The 22,903-nt window shown below is 72.5% G+C and carries 23 protein-coding genes; 10 read left to right on the forward strand and 13 right to left on the reverse strand.

All coding sequences use genetic code 11. The features are described from left to right. Nucleotides 1-193: 193 nt before the first annotated feature. The 4 genes from ABZ822_RS00900 to ABZ822_RS00915 form a co-directional block, all read right to left on the reverse strand. Entirely contained in the window at nucleotides 194-505 is a 312-nt protein-coding gene (locus ABZ822_RS00900; protein ID WP_360845376.1) for a hypothetical protein, read from the reverse strand. 135 nt (nucleotides 506-640) lie between these two features. Continuing rightward, on the reverse strand, nucleotides 641-1,537 hold the full coding sequence (locus tag ABZ822_RS00905) for an SDR family oxidoreductase (RefSeq protein ID WP_360845378.1): 897 nt from the start codon (nucleotides 1,535-1,537) through the stop codon (nucleotides 641-643). Further along, nucleotides 1,534-2,517 (reverse strand): alpha/beta hydrolase, encoded by a 984-nt coding sequence (locus ABZ822_RS00910; protein WP_360845380.1) that lies wholly within the window; start codon nucleotides 2,515-2,517, stop codon nucleotides 1,534-1,536. Before ABZ822_RS00910 ends, ABZ822_RS00905 begins: the two co-directional genes overlap by 4 nt. Continuing rightward, nucleotides 2,514-4,115 carry an NAD(P)/FAD-dependent oxidoreductase gene (locus ABZ822_RS00915; protein WP_360845382.1) on the reverse strand — a complete coding sequence of 534 codons (1,602 nt, stop codon included), beginning with the start codon at nucleotides 4,113-4,115 and terminating at the stop codon, nucleotides 2,514-2,516. Before ABZ822_RS00915 ends, ABZ822_RS00910 begins: the two co-directional genes overlap by 4 nt. 349 nt (nucleotides 4,116-4,464) lie before the next feature. On the opposite strand from ABZ822_RS00915, the gene ABZ822_RS00920 reads away from it, so the two are divergent. From ABZ822_RS00920 to ABZ822_RS00930, 3 genes are all read left to right on the forward strand, one after another. Further along, a complete protein-coding gene (locus ABZ822_RS00920) occupies nucleotides 4,465-5,163 on the forward strand; it encodes a MerR family transcriptional regulator (RefSeq protein WP_360846893.1) in 699 nt (232 codons plus the stop codon). Between the two features lie 115 nt (nucleotides 5,164-5,278). Continuing rightward, nucleotides 5,279-5,683, forward strand: a complete 405-nt coding sequence (locus ABZ822_RS00925; RefSeq protein ID WP_360845384.1) for a nuclear transport factor 2 family protein — start codon at nucleotides 5,279-5,281, stop codon at nucleotides 5,681-5,683. Nucleotides 5,684-5,803: 120 nt separating this feature from the next. Further along, on the forward strand, nucleotides 5,804-6,037 hold the full coding sequence (locus ABZ822_RS00930) for a DUF2277 domain-containing protein (protein WP_360845386.1): 234 nt from the start codon (nucleotides 5,804-5,806) through the stop codon (nucleotides 6,035-6,037). 88 nt (nucleotides 6,038-6,125) lie between these two features. Here the strand turns inward: ABZ822_RS00930 and ABZ822_RS00935 are convergent, their stop codons facing one another. Continuing rightward, entirely contained in the window at nucleotides 6,126-6,632 is a 507-nt protein-coding gene (locus tag ABZ822_RS00935; RefSeq protein WP_360845388.1) for a DUF309 domain-containing protein, read from the reverse strand. Between the two features lie 86 nt (nucleotides 6,633-6,718). Further along, nucleotides 6,719-7,513, reverse strand: a complete 795-nt coding sequence (locus ABZ822_RS00940) for an exodeoxyribonuclease III (RefSeq protein WP_360845390.1) — start codon at nucleotides 7,511-7,513, stop codon at nucleotides 6,719-6,721. Nucleotides 7,514-7,610: 97 nt separating this feature from the next. Between ABZ822_RS00940 and ABZ822_RS00945 the strand changes: the two genes are divergently transcribed. Beyond that, a complete protein-coding gene (locus ABZ822_RS00945) occupies nucleotides 7,611-8,090 on the forward strand; it encodes a GNAT family N-acetyltransferase (protein WP_360845392.1) in 480 nt (159 codons plus the stop codon). Between the two features lie 99 nt (nucleotides 8,091-8,189). On the opposite strand, the gene ABZ822_RS00950 is transcribed toward ABZ822_RS00945, so the two are convergent. Beyond that, nucleotides 8,190-9,623: an NAD(P)/FAD-dependent oxidoreductase gene (locus tag ABZ822_RS00950; RefSeq protein WP_360845394.1), complete on the reverse strand. Its 1,434-nt coding sequence runs from the start codon at nucleotides 9,621-9,623 to the stop codon at nucleotides 8,190-8,192. Between the two features lie 162 nt (nucleotides 9,624-9,785). On the opposite strand from ABZ822_RS00950, the gene trxA reads away from it, so the two are divergent. Both trxA and ABZ822_RS00960 read left to right on the forward strand, forming a co-directional pair. Beyond that, nucleotides 9,786-10,241 (forward strand): thioredoxin, encoded by a 456-nt coding sequence (trxA, locus tag ABZ822_RS00955; protein ID WP_360845396.1) that lies wholly within the window; start codon nucleotides 9,786-9,788, stop codon nucleotides 10,239-10,241. A 751-nt stretch (nucleotides 10,242-10,992) separates the two neighbouring features. Further along, nucleotides 10,993-11,379, forward strand: coding sequence for a hypothetical protein (locus ABZ822_RS00960; protein WP_360845398.1), 387 nt, complete (start codon nucleotides 10,993-10,995; stop codon nucleotides 11,377-11,379). 218 nt (nucleotides 11,380-11,597) lie between these two features. On the opposite strand, the gene ABZ822_RS00965 is transcribed toward ABZ822_RS00960, so the two are convergent. Both ABZ822_RS00965 and ABZ822_RS00970 read right to left on the reverse strand, forming a co-directional pair. Continuing rightward, complete coding sequence (locus ABZ822_RS00965; protein ID WP_360846895.1) at nucleotides 11,598-11,963, reverse strand: holo-ACP synthase; 366 nt, start codon at nucleotides 11,961-11,963, stop codon at nucleotides 11,598-11,600. Nucleotides 11,964-12,570: 607 nt separating this feature from the next. After that, nucleotides 12,571-14,292, reverse strand: a complete 1,722-nt coding sequence (locus tag ABZ822_RS00970; RefSeq protein ID WP_360845400.1) for an MDR family MFS transporter — start codon at nucleotides 14,290-14,292, stop codon at nucleotides 12,571-12,573. A 279-nt stretch (nucleotides 14,293-14,571) separates the two neighbouring features. Here ABZ822_RS00970 and ABZ822_RS00975 point away from each other — a divergent pair, with 279 nt between their 5' ends. Further along, the gene (locus ABZ822_RS00975) at nucleotides 14,572-16,356 is read left to right on the forward strand and encodes a BTAD domain-containing putative transcriptional regulator (RefSeq protein ID WP_360845402.1); all 1,785 of its coding nucleotides are present in this window, start codon (nucleotides 14,572-14,574) and stop codon (nucleotides 16,354-16,356) included. A 68-nt stretch (nucleotides 16,357-16,424) separates the two neighbouring features. Here the strand turns inward: ABZ822_RS00975 and asnB are convergent, their stop codons facing one another. Both asnB and ABZ822_RS00985 read right to left on the reverse strand, forming a co-directional pair. Beyond that, on the reverse strand, nucleotides 16,425-18,293 hold the full coding sequence (asnB, locus tag ABZ822_RS00980; RefSeq protein ID WP_360845404.1) for an asparagine synthase (glutamine-hydrolyzing): 1,869 nt from the start codon (nucleotides 18,291-18,293) through the stop codon (nucleotides 16,425-16,427). Nucleotides 18,294-18,393: 100 nt separating this feature from the next. Next, on the reverse strand, nucleotides 18,394-18,822 hold the full coding sequence (locus ABZ822_RS00985; RefSeq protein WP_360845406.1) for a DUF6069 family protein: 429 nt from the start codon (nucleotides 18,820-18,822) through the stop codon (nucleotides 18,394-18,396). Nucleotides 18,823-18,979: 157 nt separating this feature from the next. On the opposite strand from ABZ822_RS00985, the gene ABZ822_RS00990 reads away from it, so the two are divergent. From ABZ822_RS00990 to ABZ822_RS01000, 3 genes are all read left to right on the forward strand, one after another. Beyond that, a complete protein-coding gene (locus ABZ822_RS00990; RefSeq protein ID WP_360846897.1) occupies nucleotides 18,980-19,486 on the forward strand; it encodes a MarR family winged helix-turn-helix transcriptional regulator in 507 nt (168 codons plus the stop codon). A gap of 233 nt (nucleotides 19,487-19,719) precedes the next feature. Then, nucleotides 19,720-20,826: a hypothetical protein gene (locus tag ABZ822_RS00995; protein ID WP_360845408.1), complete on the forward strand. Its 1,107-nt coding sequence runs from the start codon at nucleotides 19,720-19,722 to the stop codon at nucleotides 20,824-20,826. Between the two features lie 209 nt (nucleotides 20,827-21,035). Further along, nucleotides 21,036-22,037, forward strand: a complete 1,002-nt coding sequence (locus tag ABZ822_RS01000) for a beta-ketoacyl-ACP synthase 3 (RefSeq protein WP_360845410.1) — start codon at nucleotides 21,036-21,038, stop codon at nucleotides 22,035-22,037. A 237-nt stretch (nucleotides 22,038-22,274) separates the two neighbouring features. Here ABZ822_RS01000 and ABZ822_RS01005 read toward each other — a convergent pair whose 3' ends face one another. Both ABZ822_RS01005 and ABZ822_RS01010 read right to left on the reverse strand, forming a co-directional pair. Continuing rightward, nucleotides 22,275-22,592: an antibiotic biosynthesis monooxygenase gene (locus ABZ822_RS01005; protein WP_360845412.1), complete on the reverse strand. Its 318-nt coding sequence runs from the start codon at nucleotides 22,590-22,592 to the stop codon at nucleotides 22,275-22,277. Beyond that, nucleotides 22,592-22,903, reverse strand: a complete 312-nt coding sequence (locus tag ABZ822_RS01010) for an antibiotic biosynthesis monooxygenase family protein (protein ID WP_360845414.1) — start codon at nucleotides 22,901-22,903, stop codon at nucleotides 22,592-22,594. The genes ABZ822_RS01005 and ABZ822_RS01010 overlap by 1 nt, the downstream gene beginning before the upstream one ends.

A 22,903-nucleotide genomic window follows, 5' to 3' on the forward strand; every position in this document is an offset into this window, starting at 1 on the left:
AGCGTACGACGCACCCGCCCGCCGTACGGGCCCGGGGCCGGCCGTACGGGCCCGGGGCCCGCCGTACGGACTCGGGCCGGGCGGTACGGACTCGGGGCCCGGACAGGAGAACGGGGCGCACCCGCCGGGGATGCGCCCCGCCCACGAAGGCCGAGGGAGCCGTGCGAACGTGCGCACCGGACCCGTTCCCGCGTCAGCGGTGGGACTCGCCCTGCATGTCGTCGAACGAGCCCTGGCGGCCCTGCTCGCGACCCTCGGAGGAGTGCTCGCGCTCCTTGTCCTGCGGACGCTGCTGGCCACCACGCTGCGGCTGCTGACCACCACGCTGCGGCTGCTGCTGACCACCGCGCTGGGGCTGCTGGCCACCCCGCTGCGGCTGCGAGCCGCGCTGCGGGTTCTGGCGCTCGCGCTCGGACTTCTCGCCCTGGCTGCCGCCGCCCTGCTTGTTCTGCTTCGCGCGCTCCATGCGCTGCGCCTTGTCGTGGAACTGGTCCTTGATGGCCATCGATGTCACTCCTCGCTGGGTGAGGGGGCTTGAGCCCTGGACAAGCGTGACATGGGTGGACACTCTTCGCATTTCTGAACCCAAAACTCGTCACGGAGAGCGACAAGGCGCAGCTCGGCGCTGGTCTACGCAGCGCTACCCGGCGTGCTCGGCGCGTGTCTTCTCGTCCGCCGCGCCACCCGCGCCCACCAGTCCTCCGCGCAGCCCCTGGCTCTCGGCCAGCCGCGGCTCGATCCGGCGCATCTCACGCTGCCCGACGGTCCCGACGATGCCCGGCAGATACCCGCGGACCGCCTGCATCCCGCGCAGCCACCACTGCCCGTAGACATGCGCGGAGCGGCGCTCGATGCCGTCCACGATCCGGTCGACGGCCGGGCCCAGCGGGTAGGTGCGGTTGGCGGGCCAGGGCAGCCGCTGCCGCATCTCGCGCATCACGTCGTCCTCGTCGGCCCCGCGGACCATGTCGGTGTCGGTCCAGCTCAGGTACGCCACACCGACCTTGACGCCCTTGTGCCCCAACTCGCCCCGCAGGCAGTGCGCGTACGCCTCGACGCCCGCCTTGGACGCGCAGTAGGCCGACATCATCGGCGCCGGGGTGATCGCGGCGAGCGAGGCGATCTGCAGCAGATAGCCGCGGCTGTCCAGCAGCGCGGGCACGAAGGCGCGGGCGGTGGCGGCGCTGCCGAGGAGATTGACCTCGACGACCCGGTTCCACGACCGCGCGTCGGAGTCGGGGAACGGACCGCCGGTCGCCACACCGGCGTTGGCGACGACGATGTCGGTCCGTCCGAAGCGCTCGCGGACCTCCGCCGCGACCCGCTCCATCGCCTCGCTGTCCGTGACGTCGGCATGCCAGTACATGGACTCGGTCGTCAACCGGTCCGACACCCGCCTCAGCTCGTCCGGCTCCAGGCCGACCAACGCGATCTTCACACCGCGCGCGGCGAGTTTGCGGGCCAGCAGCTCGCCCACGCCGCGCGCCGCGCCGGTCACGACCGCGACCCGGCCCTCCAGAGGTGTGCGGGCACTCATGACGTCTCCTCCTTGACCGTGGCCGTGGTGCGGCCGTCGTGTTCGTCCTGTTCGAGGGCGGGTGGTCCACCGGCGGCCAGATGATCGCGGACGAGTTCGCGGATCAGGCCGACGACGGTGTCCGGCTGCTCGACCGGGGTCATGTGGCCGAGCCCGGCCAGTTCGGTGAATCCCACGCAGTGGGGCAGGGCGGCGACGATCCGGCGGGCGTGCCCGATCGGAGTGAGCCGGTCGGCCGTCCCCGCGACGACCGCGGTCGGCACGTCCAGCCGCTCCGGATTCGCCTCGAGGTCCAGTTCGCCGAGGACATGGGCCCAGGCGGCGCGGACGCGCGGCGGACAGGCGTGCACGATACGGGCGCATGCCTCCGTCATCTCCGGGGTCGCCGCCGCGCCCATCGTCACGTACTTGAGGAGCCGCCGGGCCGGCGGCGTGACGGGGCCGAGCGGCAGGGCCGTGCCGAGCAGCGTGCGGTGGACCCGGGTGCGGATCCGCTCGTTGCGCAGCGGTACCACCCGCGCCTCGCTCAGCAGCCGCGAACTGCCCGTGCTGCACAGCAGGACGGCGGCGGCGTGGGCGCGGAACGCGGTCCTCCCGGCGGCGGCCAGAAACGTCATCGCGCCCATGGAGTGCCCGGCGAGCACGGCACGTTCACCCGGATCGAGGGACGCCCCGAGCACCGCTTCGAGGTCGTCGGCGAGGACGGAGGTGCTGTAGGCGGCGGGTGAGGCCGCGGGGCTGCGGCCGTGGCCGCGCTGGTCGTAGGCGATCACCCGGAATCCGGTGGCCAGTTGGCGGGCGACCGGGGCCCAGAAGGCGGTCGAGCAGGTCCAGCCGTGCGCGAGGACGACCGCGGGCGCGCCCTCGGGCCCGTACGTCTCGACATGCAGCCGGGCGCCGTCCGCCGAGACCGCGGTCAGCTCACGGACCGCGACGGGCGGGTCGTACGGGCCCGGGGCGCGGTGCAGCAGACGGCTCATCGGGGGTCCTCCCCTGCGGCGACCAGCGATCCGTCCCCGGCCGCCTCGCACCCCTCGGCGACCGCGCCGTCCTCCGCCGGTACGGGGTCCCCGCCCGGGCGCAGCACGGCGTACTCGGCGAGGTCGACCTGCCGGGTGACCCGGCGGAACTCGCCCGTCGTGCCCGGCCAGACGGTGGTGTTGCGGCCGTTCGCGTCGAGGTACCAGCTGTCGCAGCCTCCGGTGTTCCACACCGTCCGCCGCATGCGCTCCTGGATGTGCCGGTTCCAGGCGTGGACGGACGAGGGGCGGGCGTCGAGCGCCACCTTGCCTCCCAGGATGCCCAGTTGCCTGAGGTAGTCGGTCATGTAGGTCAGCTGGGCCTCGATCATGAGGATCATCGAGCTGTTCCCGAGGCCGGTGTTGGGACCGATGATGGTCATGAAGTTGGGGAAGCCGGCCGCGCTCGCCCCGCGCAGCGCCTCCATCCCGCCCTTCCACGCCTCGGCCAGCGTCCTGCCCCCGACGCCGGTGACGCGGTCGGCGATCGGCATGTCCGTGACGCGGAAGCCGGTGCCGAAGACGATCGCGTCCGCCTCGGTCCCGGTGCCGTCGGCGGCGATCAGTGTCGAGCCGCGGACCTCCTCGAGGCCGGAGGCGACCAGCCCCACATTCGGCTGCGCGAGGGCCGGGTAGTAGTCGTTGGACAGCAGGATGCGCTTGCAGCCGATGCGGTAGTCGGGAGTGAGCTGGGCACGTGTCACCGGGTCCTTGACGGCCTTGCGCATATGGGACTTGGCCATGGCCTGGATGAACCCGAGCTGCCCCGGGCGCTTGGTGAAGGCGCTGACCTGGAGTTCGCGGAGGCCCCAGAGCATTCCGCGGCGCAGGGCCCGGGTGGCCGGCAGGACGGTGTGCAGGTGGCGTTCGAACGCGCTGATCTTCCGGTCCATGCGCGGCAGGACCCAGGGCGGGGTGCGCTGGAACAGCGTGAGGTGGTCCACGACCGGCTGGATCGACGGCACGATCTGGATCGCCGAGGCGCCCGTCCCCACCATGGCGACGCGCTTGCCGCGCAGGTCGTAGTCGTGGTCCCAGCGGGCCGAGTGGAAGACCTTGCCGGGGAAGGTGTCCAGGCCCGGGATGTCGGGGACCTTCGGGTCGGAGAGCGGGCCGGTCGCGGAGACGACGACGTCCGCGGTGAGCGGCCCGGAGGCGGTCTCGAGGTGCCAGTGCAGCGCGCCCTCGTCCCATCGCAGGCTCGTCACCTCGGAGTTGAAGCGGATGTGCGGGCGCAGCCCGAAAGTGTCGGTGACCCGCTCCAGGTACGCGCGGATGTGCGGCTGGCCGGAGAAGTTCCGCGGCCACTCGGGGTTGGGCGCGAACGAGAACGAGTACAGGTGGGAGGGCACGTCGCACGCACAGCCGGGATAGGTGTTGTCCCGCCAGGTGCCGCCCACCGCGTCGGCCCGTTCCAGGACGGTGAAGTCGGTGATGCCCGCTCGGCGCAGATACACGGCGGCGCCCAGCCCGCCGAAGCCGGACCCGATCACCGCCACGCGCACGTGGTCGCGTTCCTGCGCTCGTCCGCTGCCCTGGTCATGGTTCCGCCCGGCCATGCCACTGCCTCCCGCCCCTGTGCGACAGTGCCAGCAATCGCTGGCAACGTTCCGGAGACTAAAGCAGGACGATACTGATGGGTAGAGGTCGCGCACCGGAAGTTACCGCGGGTTGCACCTGGGGTGCGTGCGCGCTCGTACGCCGACATAGGCTGCTGCCGTGGCGAAGGACGAGGAAGCCCGAGCAGCCCGAGCGGCTGGAGCAGCGGTGACAGCGGAAGCGGCCGGTGCCGCGGGCCGTGACGCGGCCGGGGCGCCGGACGGTGACGCGGCACCGGGCCCGCACGCGGCACCGGACACGGGGCGGGCCGCGCCGGACGCGCACGTCCAGGAGTTCCGCGCCGAGGAACTGGCCGAGAAGGCCGGGATCACCGTCCGCACCCTGCGCTTCTACCGCGAGCGCAAGCTGCTCCCCGAGCCGCGCCGCGAGGGCCGAATCGCCTGGTACAACGACCATCACCTGGCCCGCCTGCGGACGATCGCCGCACTCCTCGACCGCGGCCACACCCTCGGCGGCATCGCCGAACTCATCGCCGCCTTCGAGGCCGGGCGGGACGTGGGCGAACTGCTGGGTCTGGAAGGCGAAGCCGGCACGCGCTGGTCCGAGGAGACCCCGGTCCGCCTCACCCCCGAGGAACTGGCCGACTACTTCGCGGGCGACGTCACCGCGGAGAATCTGGCGACCTCCCTCGCGCTGGGCTACGTGGCGGTGGACGGCGAGGAGGTCGTCCACGTCAGCCGCCGCCTCCTGGACGCCTCCAGCGAACTGGTCGCCCAGGGCGTCCCGCTGGCCGCCGTCCTCGCCGCGGCCCGCGAGGTCCGGGCGCACGCCGACGAACTCGCCGAACTGTTCACCGGCCTCATCCGCACCCACGTCCTGCCCGCGTCACCGGACGTCGCGGCGGTCGTCGAACGCCTCCGGCCCATCGCGAAGGGCGTCATCGACGCGGAGCTGTCCATGGCGATGGACCGCCGCATACGCGCCGATCTGCTCGGCGAACCCGGCAGCCGGGAGAAGGAGCCCCCGGAGAGGGCGACCGGCCAGTAACTTAGGTCCCGTACGGACCGGGGACACCGGCATACGGACCCCGGCCGGCGGCATACGACCGGCGCACGCCGTCACCGGCGAGGAGCACCGGCAAGGCGTAGGACGGGAGACGAGGGTGATCGTGGACAGCTTCGACGGACTCACCGAGGCCGACGCACGCGCGTTCACCTCGCGCTGGCTGCCCGCCTGGACGGGCAACGACCCCGAGCGGCTCACCGCCTTCTACGCGGACGACGCCGTGTACTGCGACCCCGCCGTTCCGCGGGGCGTGCACGGCCGGGACGAGATCCTCGCCTACTTCCGCCGGCTCCTGGCCCGCTACCCGGACTGGGTCTGGACGAACACCGACGTCCGCCCCCTGCGCGGCGGCTTCCTCAACTACTGGCACGCGGAGATCCCGGCGGGCGGCACCGTCGTGGCGTGCGACGGGGTCTGCACGGTGACACTCAGGGACGGTCTGATCACGAGGAACGAGGTGTTCTTCGACCGCTCCCCGCTGCTGGCCGCGATGTCGCCCTGACGGATCCGCGGCCGGGATGCCCGGGGCCCGGGCGGGACCGGGGCTGTACCGGGGCGGGCCTGGGCGGAACGGTCTCCGCAGGCGTACCCCGCTGTCGTACCCGAGGAGCACACTGGGGGCATGTGCCGCAGCATCAAGACTCTCCGCCCGCCCCAGATGGACGACGTCGGCGACGACGACATCAGGGCCGCAGCCCTGCAGTACGTCCGCAAGGTCTCCGGCTTCCACCACCCGGCCGCGCACAACCGTGAGGTCTTCGACCAGGCGGTCGCCTCCGTGGCCGACGCGACCCGCCAGTTGCTCGACGACCTGGTCGTCCGCGGCTCCGCCTCCCGGGAGAGCGCGAAGACCTGAACGGTCGGGCCTCCTGGACCGGGGCCAAGCGTGGGACCACCCGTGCGGCCGCCCGGGGAACACCCGCCGGACCGCGGGCCGCCCGCGGTCAGTCGCGCGAACGCAGGCGCGGCAGGTCGAGCGTCGCCGCGGTCGCGGAGGAGCCGTCCGCGATGGCGTCCGCCGCCCCACGGGCCCAGTCCGCGAGGGCGCCGACCTCGATCCCGTACGGGCGGTCCGAACCGTACGGCGTGATGGCGTCGGCGGCCCGGCGCAGCAAGGACTCCGCGCCGCGGGCGTTGCCGCGCGCCGCGTGGGTCACGCCGACGGCGAGCTGCGCCAGGCCCTTCCACAGCGCCCGGTCGCCGGGCTCCGAGGCCGACTTCCAGGCGTCCTCGAAGACCTCGTGCGCATGGAACGGCATGCCGTCGTCCAGCAGTTCCTGCGCCTCGGCGAGCGTCTCGCCCGGAGTGCGGACCACGCCCTCCGGCTGACGCTCGACGCCGTCCGCGCCGTAGGGCAGCGGCCGTCCGAGGCCGTCACGCGGCCTGGCGTTGCGGGCGCGCCCGCCCTCGTCGCGGTCGCGGTCCTGGCCCCCGGATCTGGTCTCGCTCACGGCTCCATGGTGCCTGCTCGCCGGCGCCGCGAGCCCACCCGCCCCCCGGTGACCGGTACCGGGGGCCGTCGGCGGGACCCGACGCGTCAGTGGCCCGTCCCGTACGTCACCGTGACCGGCGCGTGGTCGGACCAGCGCTGGTCGTAGCTCGGCGCCCGCTCCACCACGGCCTTCACCGCGCGCTCCGCGAGACCCCGGGTCGCCACGTGGTAGTCGATACGCCAGCCGCTGTCGTTGTCGAAGGCCTTCCCGCGGTACGACCACCAGGTGTACGGGCCCACCGCGTCCGGCTGGAGCCACCGCACCACGTCCTCGCACTCCGCCTCCTCGAACACCCGGCTCAGCCATGCCCGTTCCTCCGGCAGGAAGCCGGAGTTCTTCACGTTGCCCTTCCAGTTCTTGAGGTCGGCCTCGCGGTGGGCGATGTTCCAGTCGCCGCACACCAGCACCTCACGGCCCTCCGCCGCGGCCCGTTCGCGCAACTCCTTGAGATACGGCAGGAATTCAGCCATGAAGCGTTCCTTCTCGTCCTGCCGTTCGGTGCCGACCTCTCCCGAGGGGAGGTAGAGGCTCGCCACCGTGACCCCTGGCAGGTCGATCTCCGCGTAGCGTCCGCTGCCGTCGAACTCCGAGGAGCCGAAGCCGATCCGCTTCCCCTCCGGCTCGCGGCGCGCGTAGAGCGACACCCCCGCGCGGCCCTTGGCGGCGGCGGGGGCGTGCAGCGTGTGCCAGCCCTCCGGTTCCCGTACGGCCTCCGGGAGCTGGCCCGGTTCGGCGCGGACCTCCTGCAGGCAGACCACATCGGCCGAGGAGTCCGCCAGCCACTCAACGAAGCCCTTCTTGGCGGCGGCGCGGAGCCCGTTCACGTTCACGCTTGTCACACAGAGCACCACGGCACCCTACGGGAGCGCGCGTCCCGCGACGGCCGGGGCCCGACCGCGGCCCGCCGACCGGCCTGACCTCCTTACGATGGCAGTCATGCAGATCCGCACCGTGCGCTTCGACCACCCCGACGCCCTGAAGCTGAACGACCAGGTGCAGCAGGAGTACGCCGTGCGGTACGGCGACGGCGACATGACGCCCCTCGACCCGGCCCAGTTCGACCCGCCCCTGGGCCTCTATCTCGTGGCGTACGAGGGCACGGAGGCCGTCGCGTCCGGCGGCTGGCGCGCCCAGGACGCGAACGCCGAGGGCTACGCGGACGGCGACGCCGAGATCAAGCGCATGTACGTCGTGCCGGGCGCGCGGGGCCGGGGCCTGGCCCGCCGGATCCTGGCCGCCCTGGAGGAGAGCGCACGGGCGGCGGGGCGTGTGCGCATGGTCCTGGAGACCGGCACCAAGCAGCCGGAGGCCATCGCGCTCTACACGTCGTCCGGCTACACCCCGGCGGTGAAGTTCGGCTGCTACCGCGAGTACCAGGAGAGCCGCTGCTACGCCAAGCCGCTCACCACCCCCTGACCGCCGGCGCCCGCACCGAAGCCACGTCGCACGGCGGCTGAGGGGCCGGGGCCGGGCGGGAACCGGGGCGGGCGAGGGCCGAGGGCCAGGGGCCGCCCGTCAGCTCCGGTACGTCTCCAGAAGCTGGAGCCAGATCTCGCTCATCGTCGGGTACGCCGGGACCGCGTGCAGCAGCCGCTCGACCGGGACCTCGCCCGCCACGGCCACCGTCGCCGACTGGAGCAGCTCCGCCACCCCGTGCCCGACGAACGTCACCCCGATCAGATGCCCCCGGTCGACGTCGACGATCATGCGGGCCCTGCCGCGGTAGCCGTCCGCGAACAGCGACGCTCCGGCCACCTGGCCCAGGTCGAAGTCGACGACCCGCGTCCTGTGGTCCTGACGCTCGGCCTCGGCCGCCGTCAGGCCCACCGCGGCCACCTCCGGCAGGCTGAACACCACCTGCGGCACGGCAGCCGTGTCCGCCGTCGCCACGTGGGCGCCCCACGGCCGGGTGTCCAGCTCCTCCTTGTCCAGCGCGCGGACGGAGATCGCACCGCCCGCCATACGGGCCTGGTACTTGCCCTGGTGCGTCAGGAGGGCGCGGTGGTTGGCGTCGCCGACCGCGTAGAGCCAGCCGTCGTCCATGGCCTTCACGCGGCAGGTGTCGTCGACCTCCAGCCAGCTCCCCGGCTCCAGGCCGATCGTCTCCAGGCCGATGTCACCGGTGCGCGGTGCGCGGCCCGTCGCGAAGAGGATCTCGTCGGCGACGACCTCGCCGCCGTCGTCCAGGCCCACCGTGACGGGGCCGCCCGGCGCCTCACGCCGCACGGACGCCGCCGACACCCCGATCCGCACGTCCGCGCCCGCCTCGCGCAGCGCCTCGGTCACGTACTCCCCCGCGAACGGCTCCATCCGCGGCAGCAGCCCCTCCCCGCGTACGAGCAGGGTCACCTGCGAGCCCAGCGCCTGGTACAAGGTGGCCATCTCCACGCCGACGACACCGCCGCCGACGACCGCCAGCCGCGGCGGGACCTCGTGCGCGCTGGTGGCGTCGCGGCTGATCCACGGATCGGCCTCGGCGACGCCCGGCAGGTTCGGCACCACGGCCCGGCTCCCGGTGCAGACGGCGACGGCATGGCGCGCGGTCAGCGTCCGGGGGGACCCGTCGGAGGTGTCGACGGTGATCCGGCGCGGCCCGGTGAAGCGCCCGTGGCCGCGGACGAGGTCGACGCCGACCGAGTCCAGCCAGTCGACCTGGGAGTCGTCCTTCCAGTGGTGCGTGAAGCCGTCACGGCGGGCGAATACTGCGGCCGCGTCGAGGCCGCCGTCCACGGCCTGGCTCGCCCCGGCGACCGCCCGGGCCTCGGTGAGCGCGGCGGCCGGGCGGAGCAGCGCCTTGCTCGGCATACAGGCCCAGTAGGAGCACTCGCCGCCGATCAGCTCGCTCTCCACGATCACGGTGCGCAGACCGGCCTCCGCCGTACGCCCCGCGAGTGTCTCGCCGACCGGCCCCGCACCGAGCACGATCACGTCGTATTCGTCCGCCTGCATGGGTCCGCCTCTCGGCTCGGGAACGATGACCACGGTCGCTCCTGCCATCCTTCCGCCGCTCGGGTAACTCGGCCACATGAATCTCTGGAATACGGACAGGCTCCCTCCTGTTGCCCCGAGCGGACAGCCCGCCGACGACATTCGGAAGCAGGTAGAGAGCACATGAGTACGGTCGAGCTGACCAAGGAAAACTTCGACGAGGTCGTATCCGAGAACGACTTCCTCCTCATCGACTTCTGGGCTTCCTGGTGCGGCCCCTGCCGTCAGTTCGCGCCCGTCTACGAGGAGGCCGCCGGGCGTCACTCCGACCTCGTCTTCGGCAAGGTCGACACCGAGGCGCAGCCGGAGCTCGCCGCCGCGTTCGACATCCGGTCGATCCCGACCCTGATGATCGTCCGGGAGAACGTGGCGGTCTTCGCCCAGCCCGGCGCGCTGCCTGAGGCGGCCCTCGAAGACGTCATCGGCCAGGCGCGCGCCCTGGACATGGAGCAGGTCCACAAGTCCGTCGCCGAGCAGCAGGCCGCGCAGGCCCAGGGACAGGGGCAGGGGCAGGACGCCGCCGCTCCGGCTCCGGGCAGTGAGGCTCCGGGCGCGGGCGCTCCGGATCCCTCCGCCTGAGGACGCGCCGCCGAGGACTTCCCGCGTCCCTCGGGACGGCCGCATCCGGGACCGGGAGCCCGGTCCTGGGCTCCTGGCCGGAGACCGGCTTCCGGGATGACCGGGGAGGCGGCATCGGCAGAGCAGGGTGAGGGGACCGGCAGGTCCCGTCCCGTTCTGGCGGCCGGTGATCGCCGGTCGTGGGCCTTGGTCGTTCCTGGGTCGTCAGGTCAGGCCGTCCAGGCCGTCCTGACGTCCGGCTCCCCGCGGTCCGCCGGGGACCGGTGGTGGGGCCGGGCCGGCCCCTAAGAGCCTCCTCGGAGGACGTCCACGGGGCTCGGGGTCCCGCTGGATGCCAGGCCTGCCGGTTCCGGCGGCCGGTCCGGGGCCTGCCCCGTCTCCGCATACGGGAGGCCGGGGGCTGCGAGACCCGGCCCTACGGTCTGCGGCTCCTGCCCGGCTCATGTCCGGGCACTGACGGCCGGAGGCGGAACGAGCGAAGCGGCGGGGGGAACACTGCGCCACGGGGGAAGACACTGCGCTCCGCCCGCCGCCGAGGGGGCGCGCCAGGCCGTGGGCGCGCCCCCCGTCATGCACTCTGCCCCTGCGGACTCGAGAGACGCTGGTCAGCCGCTGGAACGCTGACGGTGCGTCCGCTCTCCCCCTCCACCCTCCTTCGAGGTGGCCTTCCTAGCCTCGTCGCCGGGCCCGCGTGGACAGAGTCCGGGCCAAGGGCGGTAGCCGCCCGGAGCGCGGCGATGGGGAGGCAGACGTGTGGCAGGCACCGGAACCGCTGCGGCGGGCGGGGAGACAGCTGGCGGCGGGACTGGTCGCCCTGGGTCAGTGCCTGGGGGCCCACGTCCCCGCCGAGTGCTACGACATCGCGCCCACACCGGAATCGGCCGGTGACACCCCGGGCGGGAGGACGGCCCGAACGTCGCGAGTGACAGGGACGGCGCGGTCGGATCGGACGGCGCCCGCTGACGGTCGTACGCCGCCGCCCGGCCACCCCGAGCGCCTGGTCCCCGTCTCGGAGCTCTCGGGTCCAAAGTGGGCGGCGTGGCGCCGCCTGGAGGAGCTGTGGGAGCGCGACGCGTCCGGCGCCGAGAACTCCGCGGACGCCGCCGGCTCCGCCGGCCCCCTGGACCCCGGCCTCTGAACTCCGGCTCCCTGGACTCCGGTTCGGCTGAACTCCGGTACCGCTGAACCCCGGTACCGCTGCACTCAGGCTCCGCTGGGCTCCGGGTGGGCTGGACTCCGGTTCGGCTGAACTCCGGTACCGCTGAACCCCGGTACCGCTGAACCCCGGTACCGCTGCACTCAGGCTCCGCTGGACTCCGGGTGGGCTGGACTCCGGGCGTTGCCGCGCCTCCGGCTCTATGCTGCCGCGATCACGACGGCCGAGGCCACGTCCGCGTCGTGGGTGAGCGACAGATGCCATGACGTGATGCCGTGCCGGGCGGCCGCGGCGGCGACGGTGCCGCGGACATGAAGGAGCGGGCGGCCGCCCGGCCCCGTCCGGACCTCCGAATCGTGCCACCGGAGCCCTCCGGGCGCGCCGAGCGCCTTGGCGAGGGCTTCCTTGGCCGCGAAGCGCGCGGCCAGGGACGCCGTGCCGCGTGGAGCGCCCGAGGGCAGAGCGCGTTCCTCGTCGGTGAACAGCCGGTCGGCGAGGCCCGGATTGCGCTCCAGCGCCTGGCCGAACCGGGTTATCGCCGCCACGTCGATCCCCACCCCCACGATCCGGGGCGGAGCCGAGGGCGGCGGAGGAGTGGTGAGCGGATACGGCAGGAGCCAGGTCAGCCACCTGCCGATGCCCGTCAGAAAACCGCCGCGCCGAGCCGCCGCGCCCATGTCGTCGCTTCCCATGCGGGTGAGGCTGTCACCCCCGGCTCGACGGCTGCTCGAAGAGCCCCCGAGCCGGGCCAGGCTCCTGAGCCGGCGCGGGTACGGGCCCGAAACACCGCGTGCGGTACGAGCCCAAACCCGTGCACCGTACGTCGCGACGCCCGCCCGCGGCACAGCCCAACGCTCGTCCGCGGTACGCCCGAAGCAGCGCGCTGGTCCCGCCCGACGCCCTCGTTCGCCGTACGGACCCAAATGCCGTGCACCGTACGGCCCGAGGCCGTCCGCGGTGCGCCCGAGATGCCTCCGCCGTGCGGGACCGAAGCTCCATGCACCGTACGGCCCCAGGCGCCGAGGGCGTCCGCCGTGCCGACCCGAAGTCCCTTGCGCCATACGGCCCGACGCCTCATGCGCGGTACGAGCCATGGGCAGCGCCCCGCCCCCTCCTCCCGCTCAACGGCTCCGCTGAGTTCCCTCCTCACCCCTCTCCTCCAGCCGCTTTCCCTCAACCGTCCCGCGATTCGCCCGGTCTCTCGGCGTCCGTGGCCGTCCGGGGAGCGCCGTCGGCGCTCCTCATACTCCCCGGTCCACCGCCCGAGTCCACCGCCTTCCCCGGGGCGTGGCCGGAGTCCGCCGCCGCACCGGGTGCACCGGGGCCACCCGGGCCACCCGGCCCTCCGGGGCCGCCCGGCCCGCGGGCCTCGAGCTTCACGTCCTTCAGCATCAGGGCGAGCACCAGCCCGACCACCAGGACGGGCACGGCCGAGAGGAACACGGTGGACAGCGCCCCGCTGTAGACGTCTGCCACCGCCGACGCGGTCTGCGGATCGAGGGCGTCGATCTGCCGCGGTTCGAGCGTGCCGCCCACGACCCGGTCCGCCACGTCCGACGGGAGCTGCCGTACGGACTCCGTGGCCAGGCGGGCGTTGAGGAGCGAGCCGAACACCGTGGCGCCGAAGGCGACTCCGATGTTGCGGGCGAGCCCGACCGTGGACGTGCTGACCCCGATGTGCTGCCGGGGCGCGGTGCTCTGCGCCACGAGCGTGGTCACCTGCGAGGAGAGTCCGACGCCGATGCCCATGACGGCGAGCAGGGCGCTGACGGTCGCGGCGCCCGTGTCCGCCGAGGTCAGCGACATGAACCCGGCGGCCACCGCGGCGAGAGCGGTGCTCGCCACCGGGAACCACTTGTACCGACCGGTCTTGCCGATCACCTGGCCCGCCACCACCGTCGCCACCGCCATGCCGATCATCGCGGGCAGGAACAGCAGCCCCGTGCGCGTGGCGCTGACGCCCTCGACCGTCTGGAAGAGCAGCGGAACGAAGTTGACGCAACCGAAGAAGGCGAAGCTGACGGCGAAAGCCACGACCACGCAGATGGTGAACGTCCGGTTCCTGAACAGCCCGAGCGGGACGACCGGTTCGGCCGTGCGCCGCTCGTGACGCACCCAGACCGCCCCCAGCAGCACCGCGCCCGCGCCGAGCGCGACGACGGCGACGTGGCCCCAGCCGTAGCGTCCGGCCAGGTCGGTGACCAGGACCAGGCAGACGATGACGGCGGTGAGGAGGGCCGTGCCGCCGTAGTCGACGCGCGGCCTGGCCGCGCCGCGGGCGGCGCGGGGCAGCAGGGCCCAGATGCCCGCCATGGCGAGCAGGCCGAGCGGCAGGTTGATGTAGAAGATCCAGCGCCAGCCGAGCTGGTCGGTCAGGAAGCCGCCGGCCAGCGGACCCGCCAGGTTGGCGATGACCATGACACCGGCGAACCACCCTTGGTACTTGGCGCGTTGACGCGGCGGCATCAGATCGCCGAGCACCGAGAACGCGCTGACCTGGAGGCCGCCTCCGCCCAGGCCCTGGAGCGCACGGAACGCGATGAGCTGACCCATCGAACCGGCCGCTCCGCACGCCGCGGATCCCACCAGGAAGATCACGATGGCGGTCACATAGACAGCACGGCGACCAAAGAGGTCACCGAGTTTGCCGTATACGGGCATGGCCACGCTGAACGTCAGCATGTACGCCGTGAACGTCCAGCTGTAGAGGTGCAGCGCGCCCAGATCCGCGGTCAGGCTGGGGCCCGCGGTGGCGACGATCGACTGGTCGAGCATCGACATCGCGCTGGTCAGCAGCAGGGCGGCGAGAAGCAGCGGGAAGCGGGGCGGCAGCGGGCGCGGCGGCGGGGCGGCGGCCTCCGGTCCTTGCGGACGGCCGGGTCCGGCGTCGGTCATCGGGTCCTCCTCGGGCCACAACTTCTAGGCACTTTGCAAGTGTATGCCACGCGCATATAAATGTCTTGTGTAGCCTAGCGTCCGGGGGTGGAGATGCGACCGGGGGATTTCTCAGACCTGACCTGCTCGCTGCCCGCCGTCGAGCACCGCTCTAGCAGAAGTCAAGTAATCGACCTCACGCTCACGAAGTGCATCAGGCCGTATCAATGATGCAGACCAACGGGAGGGCCAGTGCTGCAGATCGGGTTACTTGGAACCCTGCAAGTCGTCCATGACGGCGTGCACGTCACGCCATCCGCACCAAAGGTCCGACAAGTTCTCGCGTTGCTGGCCCTGCGGGCCAACACCACGGTCCCGCTGCACCAACTCGTGGAAGAACTCTGGGAGGAGCGCCCGCCGTCCAGCGCGGCGACCACCCTTCAGACGTACATCTACCAGTTGCGCAAGCTGCCCGGGCTCTGCGATCCGCAGCACCCGGGCCCCGCCGTGGGCACCAGAGCCCTGCTGACCACACCGGGCGGCTACCGCCTCTCGGTGCCCACGGACTGCCTGGATTCCCAGGAGTTCGGAGACCTGGCCGCACGCGGAAGAGAGTCGCTGGAGAGAGGTTCGGTAGCGGAAGCCGCCGACCTGCTGCAGCGGGCCCTCACTGTCTGGCGAGGGCCCGCTCTCAGTGATCTGGCCCCCGGCCCGATCGTCGGGATCGACGCCCTGCGACTGGAGGAACAGCGCTACGAGGTGCTGGAGGAGCGGATCGACGCCGACCTGCTCCTTGGGCGGCACCACCGCCTCATCAGCGAGTTGACGGCGCTCGCCGCCGACAACCCCACCCGTGAGGGGCTGCACGCCAAGCTCATGCTCTCGCTCTACCGGGCGGGCCGGCGGCCGGAGGCCCTGGAGGTCTTCCAGCGCATCCGCCGCGTGCTCACCCGGGAGCTGGGGCTCGAGCCCTGCTCCGAACTCCAGCGGCTGCATCAGCAGGTGCTGGCGGGGGACCGCGGTCTCGACCTTCCCGGCGGCCGGACAGCAGTCCACGGGGCACCCGCCGGCGGACCACCGGTGACCCTGCCCGCCGACGCTCCCCTGGTGGGACGGGAGGCCGATCTGCTGCACGTGGGGCGGATGTTGTCGGAGCCGGGGGGCACGGACGGGCCGCGGTGCGTCGCCGTATCGGGGCCGCCCGGGGCGGGCACCACGTCCTTCACCGTCCATGTCGCGCACCGCCTGGGCGACGCCTTCCCCGACGGGCGGCTCTACGTCTCGTTCGGCAACCCGGCCGACCCGCTCTCCATCGACGAGGTGCTGGCGAGCCTCCTCGAGGCCGTCGGCCACCGGCGGGCCGATCTGCCGCCCCACCGGGCCGACCGCGCCCGGATGTTCCACGCGTGGACGGCGGGCCGCCGGGTGCTGCTCGTCGTCGACGACGTGGCGGCCACCGACCAGGTGACCGATCTGCTGCCCGCCGACTCCGGTTCGGCCGTGCTCGTGGCCGGCTACCGCCGTCTGTACGGCAGCCAGTTCAAGGCGCGGGTGGATCTGCCACCTCTGGGATCCGAGCGGTCGCTCGAACTGTTCCTGGGCGCGCTCGGCCGGGGCCGGACCCTGGGCGATGCTCCCGGTCTCCACACGATGCTCGATCTGTGCGGGGACCTGCCGGGCCCGACGCTGGAGGCCGTGGGCCTGCTGGCGCTACGGCCGCACTGGTCGATCCGTCAGCTCATCGACTGGCTGAGCCGCGACAGGCCCGCTGTCGTGGCGCATCAGCGACCGCATCCGTTCCACCACGTGGTGCGGCGCTGCGGACGGCTCGAGCCCCGGCTCCGGGACGCCCTGGCCAAGCTGGCCTGGGAGTCCACGGGCGATCTGACGGTGGAACAGGCGGCCGTGATCCTGGCGAAGGACGCGGATGAGACGGAGGAACTCCTCGAGGAACTGGTCGAGTTCTTCCTCCTCGGCGTCGACATGGCGACCGACCCGACCACGGAGCGGTTCTTCCAGTACCGGCTCGCACCACTGGTGCGGACGGCACTGCGCGCGGTGCAGCCGGCACGCACCTGCGTCTGACAGCACGTGATTCAGGGGGCGCCCCGCGGGGCGCCCCCTGAGTCGTGCTGCCGCGGAGCACTGCGCGGTCACAGCTCCAGGTCGTCCCCGAGGTCCAGGAGCCAGGAGTTGACCTGCAGCACCATCTCGATGTTCATGCGGTGCAGCCAGTCCTGCACATCGGCCCCGCCGTCCTGGGAGACCACGGCCCGGGCCGCGTCCAGGTCGATCATGGCCAGCACCGGTGACGCCGGATCGGCCAGCACCTCCGCGAGCTCCTGGTGCAGGGCCTTGGTGTACGTCGCGTCCTGGCTCACCGGGAAGGGCGCCTTGGGCCGGTCCAGGACCTTCTCGGGCAGCAGATCACGCGCGGCGGCCCGCAGCAGGCTCTTCTCCCGGCCGTCGTAGGTCTTCATCTCCCAAGGAATGTCGTACGCGTACTGGACGAGCCGGTGGTCGCAGAACGGTACGCGCACCTCGAGGCCGGAGATCATGCTCAGGCGGTCGTTACGCTCCAGCAGCCGCGGCAGCCAGTGGGTCAGATGGAGGTGGCAGATCTCCCGGGCGCGGCGCTCCTCGTCGGCCTCCCCCGGGAGCCGGGGTATCCGCGCCATCGCCTGCGCATAGCGCTCCGCGTAGTACGCGCCCATGTCCAGGCGGGATTTGAAGGCCGGCGAGAGCAGCCCCTGCCCCAGGCCCTCGCGGGTCCCGGGGTGCCACTGCTCGAAGGCGACCCAGGGGAACTGCTGCTCGTACGCCAGGTCGGGGATGTGCACCCAGCTGTAGCCGCCGAAGATCTCGTCGGCGCTCTCCCCGGTCAGCGCGACCTTGGAGTACCGGTGGACGCCCGCGAACGCCTGGTAGGTCGAGGTGTCCATGTCCCCGAAGGGAGCAGGGACGTCCTGCGCGCGCAGGACGGTACGGCGCGCGACCGGATCGATCAGGTCGGCGGTGGTGAGTTCGATCTCCAGATGCTCGGCACCGATGTGCTCGGCGACGGCACGGGCGTACGGGGAGTCGGGGGCGCTGCGTACCAGGTCGGGCTGGAAGTTGTCGCTGTAGCCGCTGTAGGTGACGGTCGTGGTCCGGACGGGGCCCGCGCCCTCGGCCGCGAGCGCGCGGGCCGCCAGCGCGGCGACGGTGCTGGAGTCCAGACCGCCGGAGAGCATCACGCTCAGCGGCACGTCGGAGACGAGTTCGCGGGCGACGCTGCTCTCCAGCAGCTCGCGCACGGTGCCGATGGTGCGCTCCAGGTCGTGCTCGTGCGGCCGTGCCTCCAACTCCCAGTACCGGCGCAGCGATATCTCGCCACCGGGCCCGTAGAGCAGGGTGTGACCGGGCGGCAGGTCGCGGATGTCGCGGTAGACGCTCTCGCCCGGGGCACGGGCCATGGAGAACAGCACACGGAGGCCGTCGAGGTCGACGACCGGGCGCACCTGCGGGTGGGCGAGCAGGGCCTTGGGCTCCGAACCGAAGACCAGCCCGTCACGGGTCTGCGCGTAGTAGAGGGGCTTGATGCCGAAGCGGTCCCGCGCCAGGAAGAGGGTGCGCTCACGGGCGTCCCAGACGGCGAAGGCGAACATGCCCTCCAGCCGCTCGACGCAGCGCTCGCCCCACTCCAGATACGCCCGCAGCACCACTTCGGTGTCGCTGCGGGTGCGGAAGCGGTGGCCCCGGGAGGTCAACTCCGTCCGCAGCTCACGGAAGTTGTAGATCTCGCCGCAGTAGGTGAGCGTCGCGGCCGGCTCCTCGCTCTCGTCCGCGGCCATGGGCTGGCGGCCACCGGCCAGGTCGATGACCGCCATCCTCGTGTGGACCAGCGTCACGTGCCGTTCGGACCGGACTCCCTGGTCGTCAGGCCCCCGGCAGGCCATCGTGCGCGCCATGGACTCGGCGACTCCGGGTTCCTCCCGGGGCCGGCCGTCCTGGCGGACGGCCCAGCCTGCGATGCCGCACATACGGGATCTCCTTCCGTGGCCTCTCGGTTGCCCTCGGTGTCCAAGATTTCCCGGAGCACTCGAAGCGGCGTGGAGAGGCGCTGGACCGGCCCGGTACGGATCACGCCCGGCGTGCGTCCTTGCGGTACGCCGGGATCAGGACCACGCCGACCGCCAGGTGCAGGCAGACCAGCGTGACGCGGTTGCCCGCCGACAGGCCCGCGGCGAACAGCGGGCCGAGGAGGGAGAGGGCGACCACCGCCAGGGCGATGGCGGTCCACACCGTTCTGGCACGGCCGGTCAGACGCTCCAGGAGGGCCAGCAGGCCCCATCCCGCGAGCGAGATCACGGCCACCGAGATGATCACGGCGGGGAGGACCAGCTCACTGGTCGTCGTGGAACCGGGGCCGTCCGGGATTCTCAGGTCGATCCCGACGACGCGGTCGGCCAGGATCCAGATCAGCGCGTCGAGCACCACGGCTCCCACCAGGGCGAGCGCGCGGGTGCGCACCGGGCTGCCGGTGCGGGCGGCGGCGGGGGTTGCGGACATGTCGGCCTCCTTCGGTGGCGAGCGCCCGGGCGAGCGCCGGACCCTCGATATTGTGCACTACGCACATGCATGACCTTCGCACATAATGGTCTCACACCCAGGAATGCCCGGTCCAGTCGTATGCCAGTAGCCTCGAAGCGTGAAAGGTGCAGAAGAAATCGATACGCAAGCACGCACAAGAGACGTAGATGCGCCGGTCGACGAGACCGTGCTGACCGCCGTCGAGGCGGCGATGATCCGGATCCGCCGCCGCCAGTCGCGCCGCAGCCTCGCGCGGCCCGTGATGAAAGGGCTCGCCGATCCGGTGGACCTCAACACGCTCGCGGTCGTCGACGCCGTCGACGAGGGATCGAGCGAGAGCGGCCGCGACGTCACGGTGGGATTCGTCGCCGACCGGCTCGCCATCGACCCCTCCCGGGCCAGCCGGATCGTCGCCGACGCCGTCAGGTCCGGCTTCGTGCGCCGCGTGGCCTCGCAGGAGGACGGGCGGCGGAGCTGCCTGGAACTCACCTCGACGGGAGAGGAGGCCGTGACCGCCGCCCACCGCACCCGGCAGGACTTCTACTCCACGGTGCTCGAGGACTGGGAGCCGGGCGAGCAGCAGGAGTTCGCCCGCCTGCTCACCAAGTTCGTCCGCTCCCTGGACGACGCGGCCCGCGGCTGACACCCCCGCGGAACCGCGCCTCCGGCGGCGGCGCCACCGGCCTCCGGTATCCGCCCGCCCGAGGTCGCCCGGGCGCCGTCCACCGGAGGTCGCCCACCTCCCGTCCACCGGCCTTCGAGTGACCTTCGAGCCCTCCCGGCGAGGCTGATCGCGCCAGAACCCCGCAAACCGACGGCGCGTCAGAGTCCCGCTGCCGCGGGGCGTCCGCGCCTTGGCCTGAAGGAGGCGCGACGGTGAGTACGACAGACCAGACGGAGAGGCGACCCGTACCGGAAGCCGAGCGCGGCCGCTCCGGACCGGCGGACGCGCCCGGTCCGGCCTCCGCCTCGGCTCCGCCCGCCGGGCCGCCGCCCGGCATCCGCTGGGCGTACGTCATGGTGATCGTGGCGACGCTCGCCGCGATCGCGAGCAACGTCTTCGAGATCGCCCACCAGCTCGAGACGGGCGTCGCCGGCGCCGCGACGACCGGCGACCTCGTCCTGACCATCGCGTTCTGCGCGCTGTTCGGGTTCTTCGCCGAGATGCTCAGGGCCGGCCGCCAGTGGGGCCGGGTCCTGCTGACCGTGTTCACGTCGCTGGGCATCCTGTTCACCGGTCTCGGCCTGGCCGGGATCGGCGGACGGCCGCTGGTGGGGGCGCTGCAGGGCACCCTGGCCGTCATCAGCCTCGTGACGTCGGTGGTCGGACTGGTCCTGCTGTTCCTCCCGTCCGTCAACCGCTGGATGGCGGCGGTGCGCGGCCAGAGCCGTACGATCCCGCAGCGGCTGCGCAAGGCCGTCCTCACCGCCCATGTGGCCATATCGGTCGGCTGGTTGGGGCTCGTGACCGGGATGTTCGCGATGTCCGTGGCGGGCGCCACCACGAGCAGCGCCGAGCAGCAGGCCGCGATGTACCGCACCATGTCGATGCTCGACGAGATCTTCCTCGGGATGACCAGCATGTTCGCCCTCATCACCGGCATCGTGGTCGGCGCGGGAACCAAGTGGGGTCTGCTGCGGCGCAGATGGGTGGCCGTGAAGTTCTTCATGACCATGGGCGTGATGCTGCTCGGCTTCGCCGTCATCCACCAGCTCATCCTCGAGGCCAACGCACTGGTCGACGCCGGCGCCGCGGTGCGCGGAGGCGAACTGGACACGGTCGGCTGGTCGATGGCCGGTTCGGCCGCGCTGGCCCTGCTGTCCCTGGTGTTCATGACGGCCGTGTCCACGTACAAGCCGTGGGGTCCGACCCGCTGGGGCAAGAAGGGCCCGGCACACGCGGGCTCCTCCCGTACTCGTTCCTCCGGGACGGACTCAGGCACGACGAAGAACGCGGCCCGGGCACCCCGGGCGTCGAGCTGATCCGTCCGCCACGCGCGTGCCCCTGACCGGCACGCCCTCGTGACATGGGCCGCGATGTTCACCGGGCCGCGCGCCACGACGCATCCTGCACCACGCCCGCCTCACAGCACGTCACGCACAGCCTCACAGCACGCACGCCGTACCGCGCACCGCCCGTTGATCCGCCCCACCGCCGTCCGGGCCCTCCCGTACGCCAGGAAAGGACAAGCATGACTGCGATCCGGGACACAGAAGTCCTGCGCCACAGCCGCCTCTTGGGGGTCGGCACCTACCGGCCCGAACGGTCCGTCCCCAACACAGAGATCGCCGAGCGCACCGGTCTCGACCCCGACTGGATCGAGCGCCGCTCGGGCATACGCTCGCGCCGCTACGCCTCCCCCACCGAGACCCTTCCCTCGATGGCGACGACCGCGGCCGAGAAGGCACTCGCCGCGGCGGGCATCTCCGCCGACCAGCTCGGCACGGTCATCGTCGCCACCATCACCTCCATGGAGCAGATGCCGGCCGTCGCGGTCGAGGTCGCGCACCGGCTCGGTGCACGACAGGCCGCCGCCTTCGACGTCTCCGCCGCCTGCGCGGGCTTCTGCCATGCCGTGGCGCTCGCGAGCGACCAGGTGCGGATGGGCCGTTCCGACTACGTCCTGGTCATCGGCGCGGAGCGGATGACGGACATCCTCGACCACGAGGACCGCGACACCGCCTTCCTCTTCGCCGACGGCGCCGGCGCCGTGGTCGTCGGGCCGTCCCAGGAACCCGGGATCGGCCCCGTCGTGTGGCGCGCCGACGGTTCGCGCAACGCCGCCCTGAAGATGACCGCCCCGTGGCACGACGGCACCGGCGTCCGGCCCGACGCACGGCCGGCCATCACCATGTCCGGCTGGAAGGTCTACCGGTGGGCGACCAACGAACTGGTGCCCGCCACCCGGCAGATGCTCGACCTGGCGGGCGTCACGGTCGACGACCTCGACGCCTTCATCCCCCACCAGGCCAACATGCTCATCACCGACTTCGTGGTCGAGCAGCTCGGCCTGACGGAGCGCACCGCCGTCGCCCGCGACATCGTCACCAGCGGCAACAGCTCGGCAGCCTCGATCCCGCTGGCCATGGAGGAGTTGCTGGCCGGCGGGAAGGCGCCCAGCGGCGGTCTCGCCCTGCTGGTCGGCTTCGGGGCCGGGCTGGTCTACGCGGGCCAGGTCGTACGGCTCCCCTGACCCCGAGCGCCCCTCGGACCGGAGCGGGCACCCGGCTGCCGAACGCACGGCCCGGGTGCCCGCTTCTTCATGCCCGTACCGGGGCCGCTCAGGCCCTCGCCCCGCTCTCCCCGCGGCGGTGCAGGGCCTCCGTCCGCCGGGCCCGGTAGGGACGTACGCGGAGACGCACGGACGGCCGTGCCGCGGAGAGCGGATGCTCCCCGCGGCACGGCCGTCCTTTCGTCGTGCTCGCCGCTGTCAGTACTCCGCGGCCACCTCGAACAGGGCGAAGGGGCTGGGCCGTTCACCGTCCTGGTACTGGCGGAGCGGTGAGGTCGTCCCCCGGTGCGCCGAGCCGGACTCCCACGTCTGGAAGGCCGCGAAGCTCTCCCATTCGCTGAGCACCGCGAAGGCTCCCGGGTCGGTGACCTCGCGCAGCAGCTCGTTGCCCAGCAGGCCCGGCGTGCCCGCCAGGTCCTTGCTGATCCGGTGGTACGCCTCCTCCACCGCCGGCACGTCCGCCTCGGCGGCACGGAGGTACAGCATCACCCGGACCCGCCCCGGCGCCCGGCTCATCAGGCCACCTCGACCAGATGCATCATCGCCAGCGATCCGCCCGTGCGGTACGGGTGGAGCTTCTCGCGGTGCGCGATGTGCTCCGGGCTGCTCTCGAAGGCGAGGAAGGAGTCCTTGTCCGTCCAGTCGCTGGCCACGTAGTAGACGGACTCCTCCCGGGCGCTGCGCGCCAGGGTGTGGCCGAGGTTCGCCGGCTGCGCGGTGACCTCCTTGCTGCCTTCCGCCCAGACCTTCTCGAAGTCGGCCTCCAGGCCCGGCTTGACCTGCACGGTCAGCAGGACGCGAAAGGCTCCGACGCGCTCCGCCGCCAT

The sequence above is a fragment of the Streptomyces sp. NPDC047108 genome (assembly GCF_040643575.1).
In the GTDB taxonomy this organism is placed as follows: Bacteria; Actinomycetota; Actinomycetes; order Streptomycetales; family Streptomycetaceae; genus Streptomyces.

What these genes read in the sequence shown, in the direction of transcription:
- ABZ822_RS00900 (WP_360845376.1), bottom strand. Translation starts at nt 505, where the DNA reads ATGGCCATCAAGGACCAGTTCCACGACAAGGCGCAGCGCATGGAGCGC.
- ABZ822_RS00905 (WP_360845378.1), bottom strand. Translation starts at nt 1,537, where the DNA reads ATGAGTGCCCGCACACCTCTGGAGGGCCGGGTCGCGGTCGTGACCGGC.
- ABZ822_RS00910 (WP_360845380.1), bottom strand. Translation starts at nt 2,517, where the DNA reads ATGAGCCGTCTGCTGCACCGCGCCCCGGGCCCGTACGACCCGCCCGTC.
- ABZ822_RS00915 (WP_360845382.1), bottom strand. Translation starts at nt 4,115, where the DNA reads ATGGCCGGGCGGAACCATGACCAGGGCAGCGGACGAGCGCAGGAACGC.
- ABZ822_RS00930 (WP_360845386.1), top strand. Translation starts at nt 5,804, where the DNA reads ATGTGCCGCAGCATCAAGACTCTCCGCCCGCCCCAGATGGACGACGTC.
- ABZ822_RS00945 (WP_360845392.1), top strand. Translation starts at nt 7,611, where the DNA reads ATGCAGATCCGCACCGTGCGCTTCGACCACCCCGACGCCCTGAAGCTG.
- ABZ822_RS00950 (WP_360845394.1), bottom strand. Translation starts at nt 9,623, where the DNA reads ATGCAGGCGGACGAATACGACGTGATCGTGCTCGGTGCGGGGCCGGTC.
- trxA (WP_360845396.1), top strand. Translation starts at nt 9,786, where the DNA reads ATGAGTACGGTCGAGCTGACCAAGGAAAACTTCGACGAGGTCGTATCC.
- ABZ822_RS00970 (WP_360845400.1), bottom strand. Translation starts at nt 14,292, where the DNA reads ATGACCGACGCCGGACCCGGCCGTCCGCAAGGACCGGAGGCCGCCGCC.
- asnB (WP_360845404.1), bottom strand. Translation starts at nt 18,293, where the DNA reads ATGTGCGGCATCGCAGGCTGGGCCGTCCGCCAGGACGGCCGGCCCCGG.
- ABZ822_RS00985 (WP_360845406.1), bottom strand. Translation starts at nt 18,822, where the DNA reads ATGTCCGCAACCCCCGCCGCCGCCCGCACCGGCAGCCCGGTGCGCACC.
- ABZ822_RS01000 (WP_360845410.1), top strand. Translation starts at nt 21,036, where the DNA reads ATGACTGCGATCCGGGACACAGAAGTCCTGCGCCACAGCCGCCTCTTG.
- ABZ822_RS01005 (WP_360845412.1), bottom strand. Translation starts at nt 22,592, where the DNA reads ATGAGCCGGGCGCCGGGGCGGGTCCGGGTGATGCTGTACCTCCGTGCC.
- ABZ822_RS01010 (WP_360845414.1), bottom strand. Translation starts at nt 22,903, where the DNA reads ATGGCGGCGGAGCGCGTCGGAGCCTTTCGCGTCCTGCTGACCGTGCAG.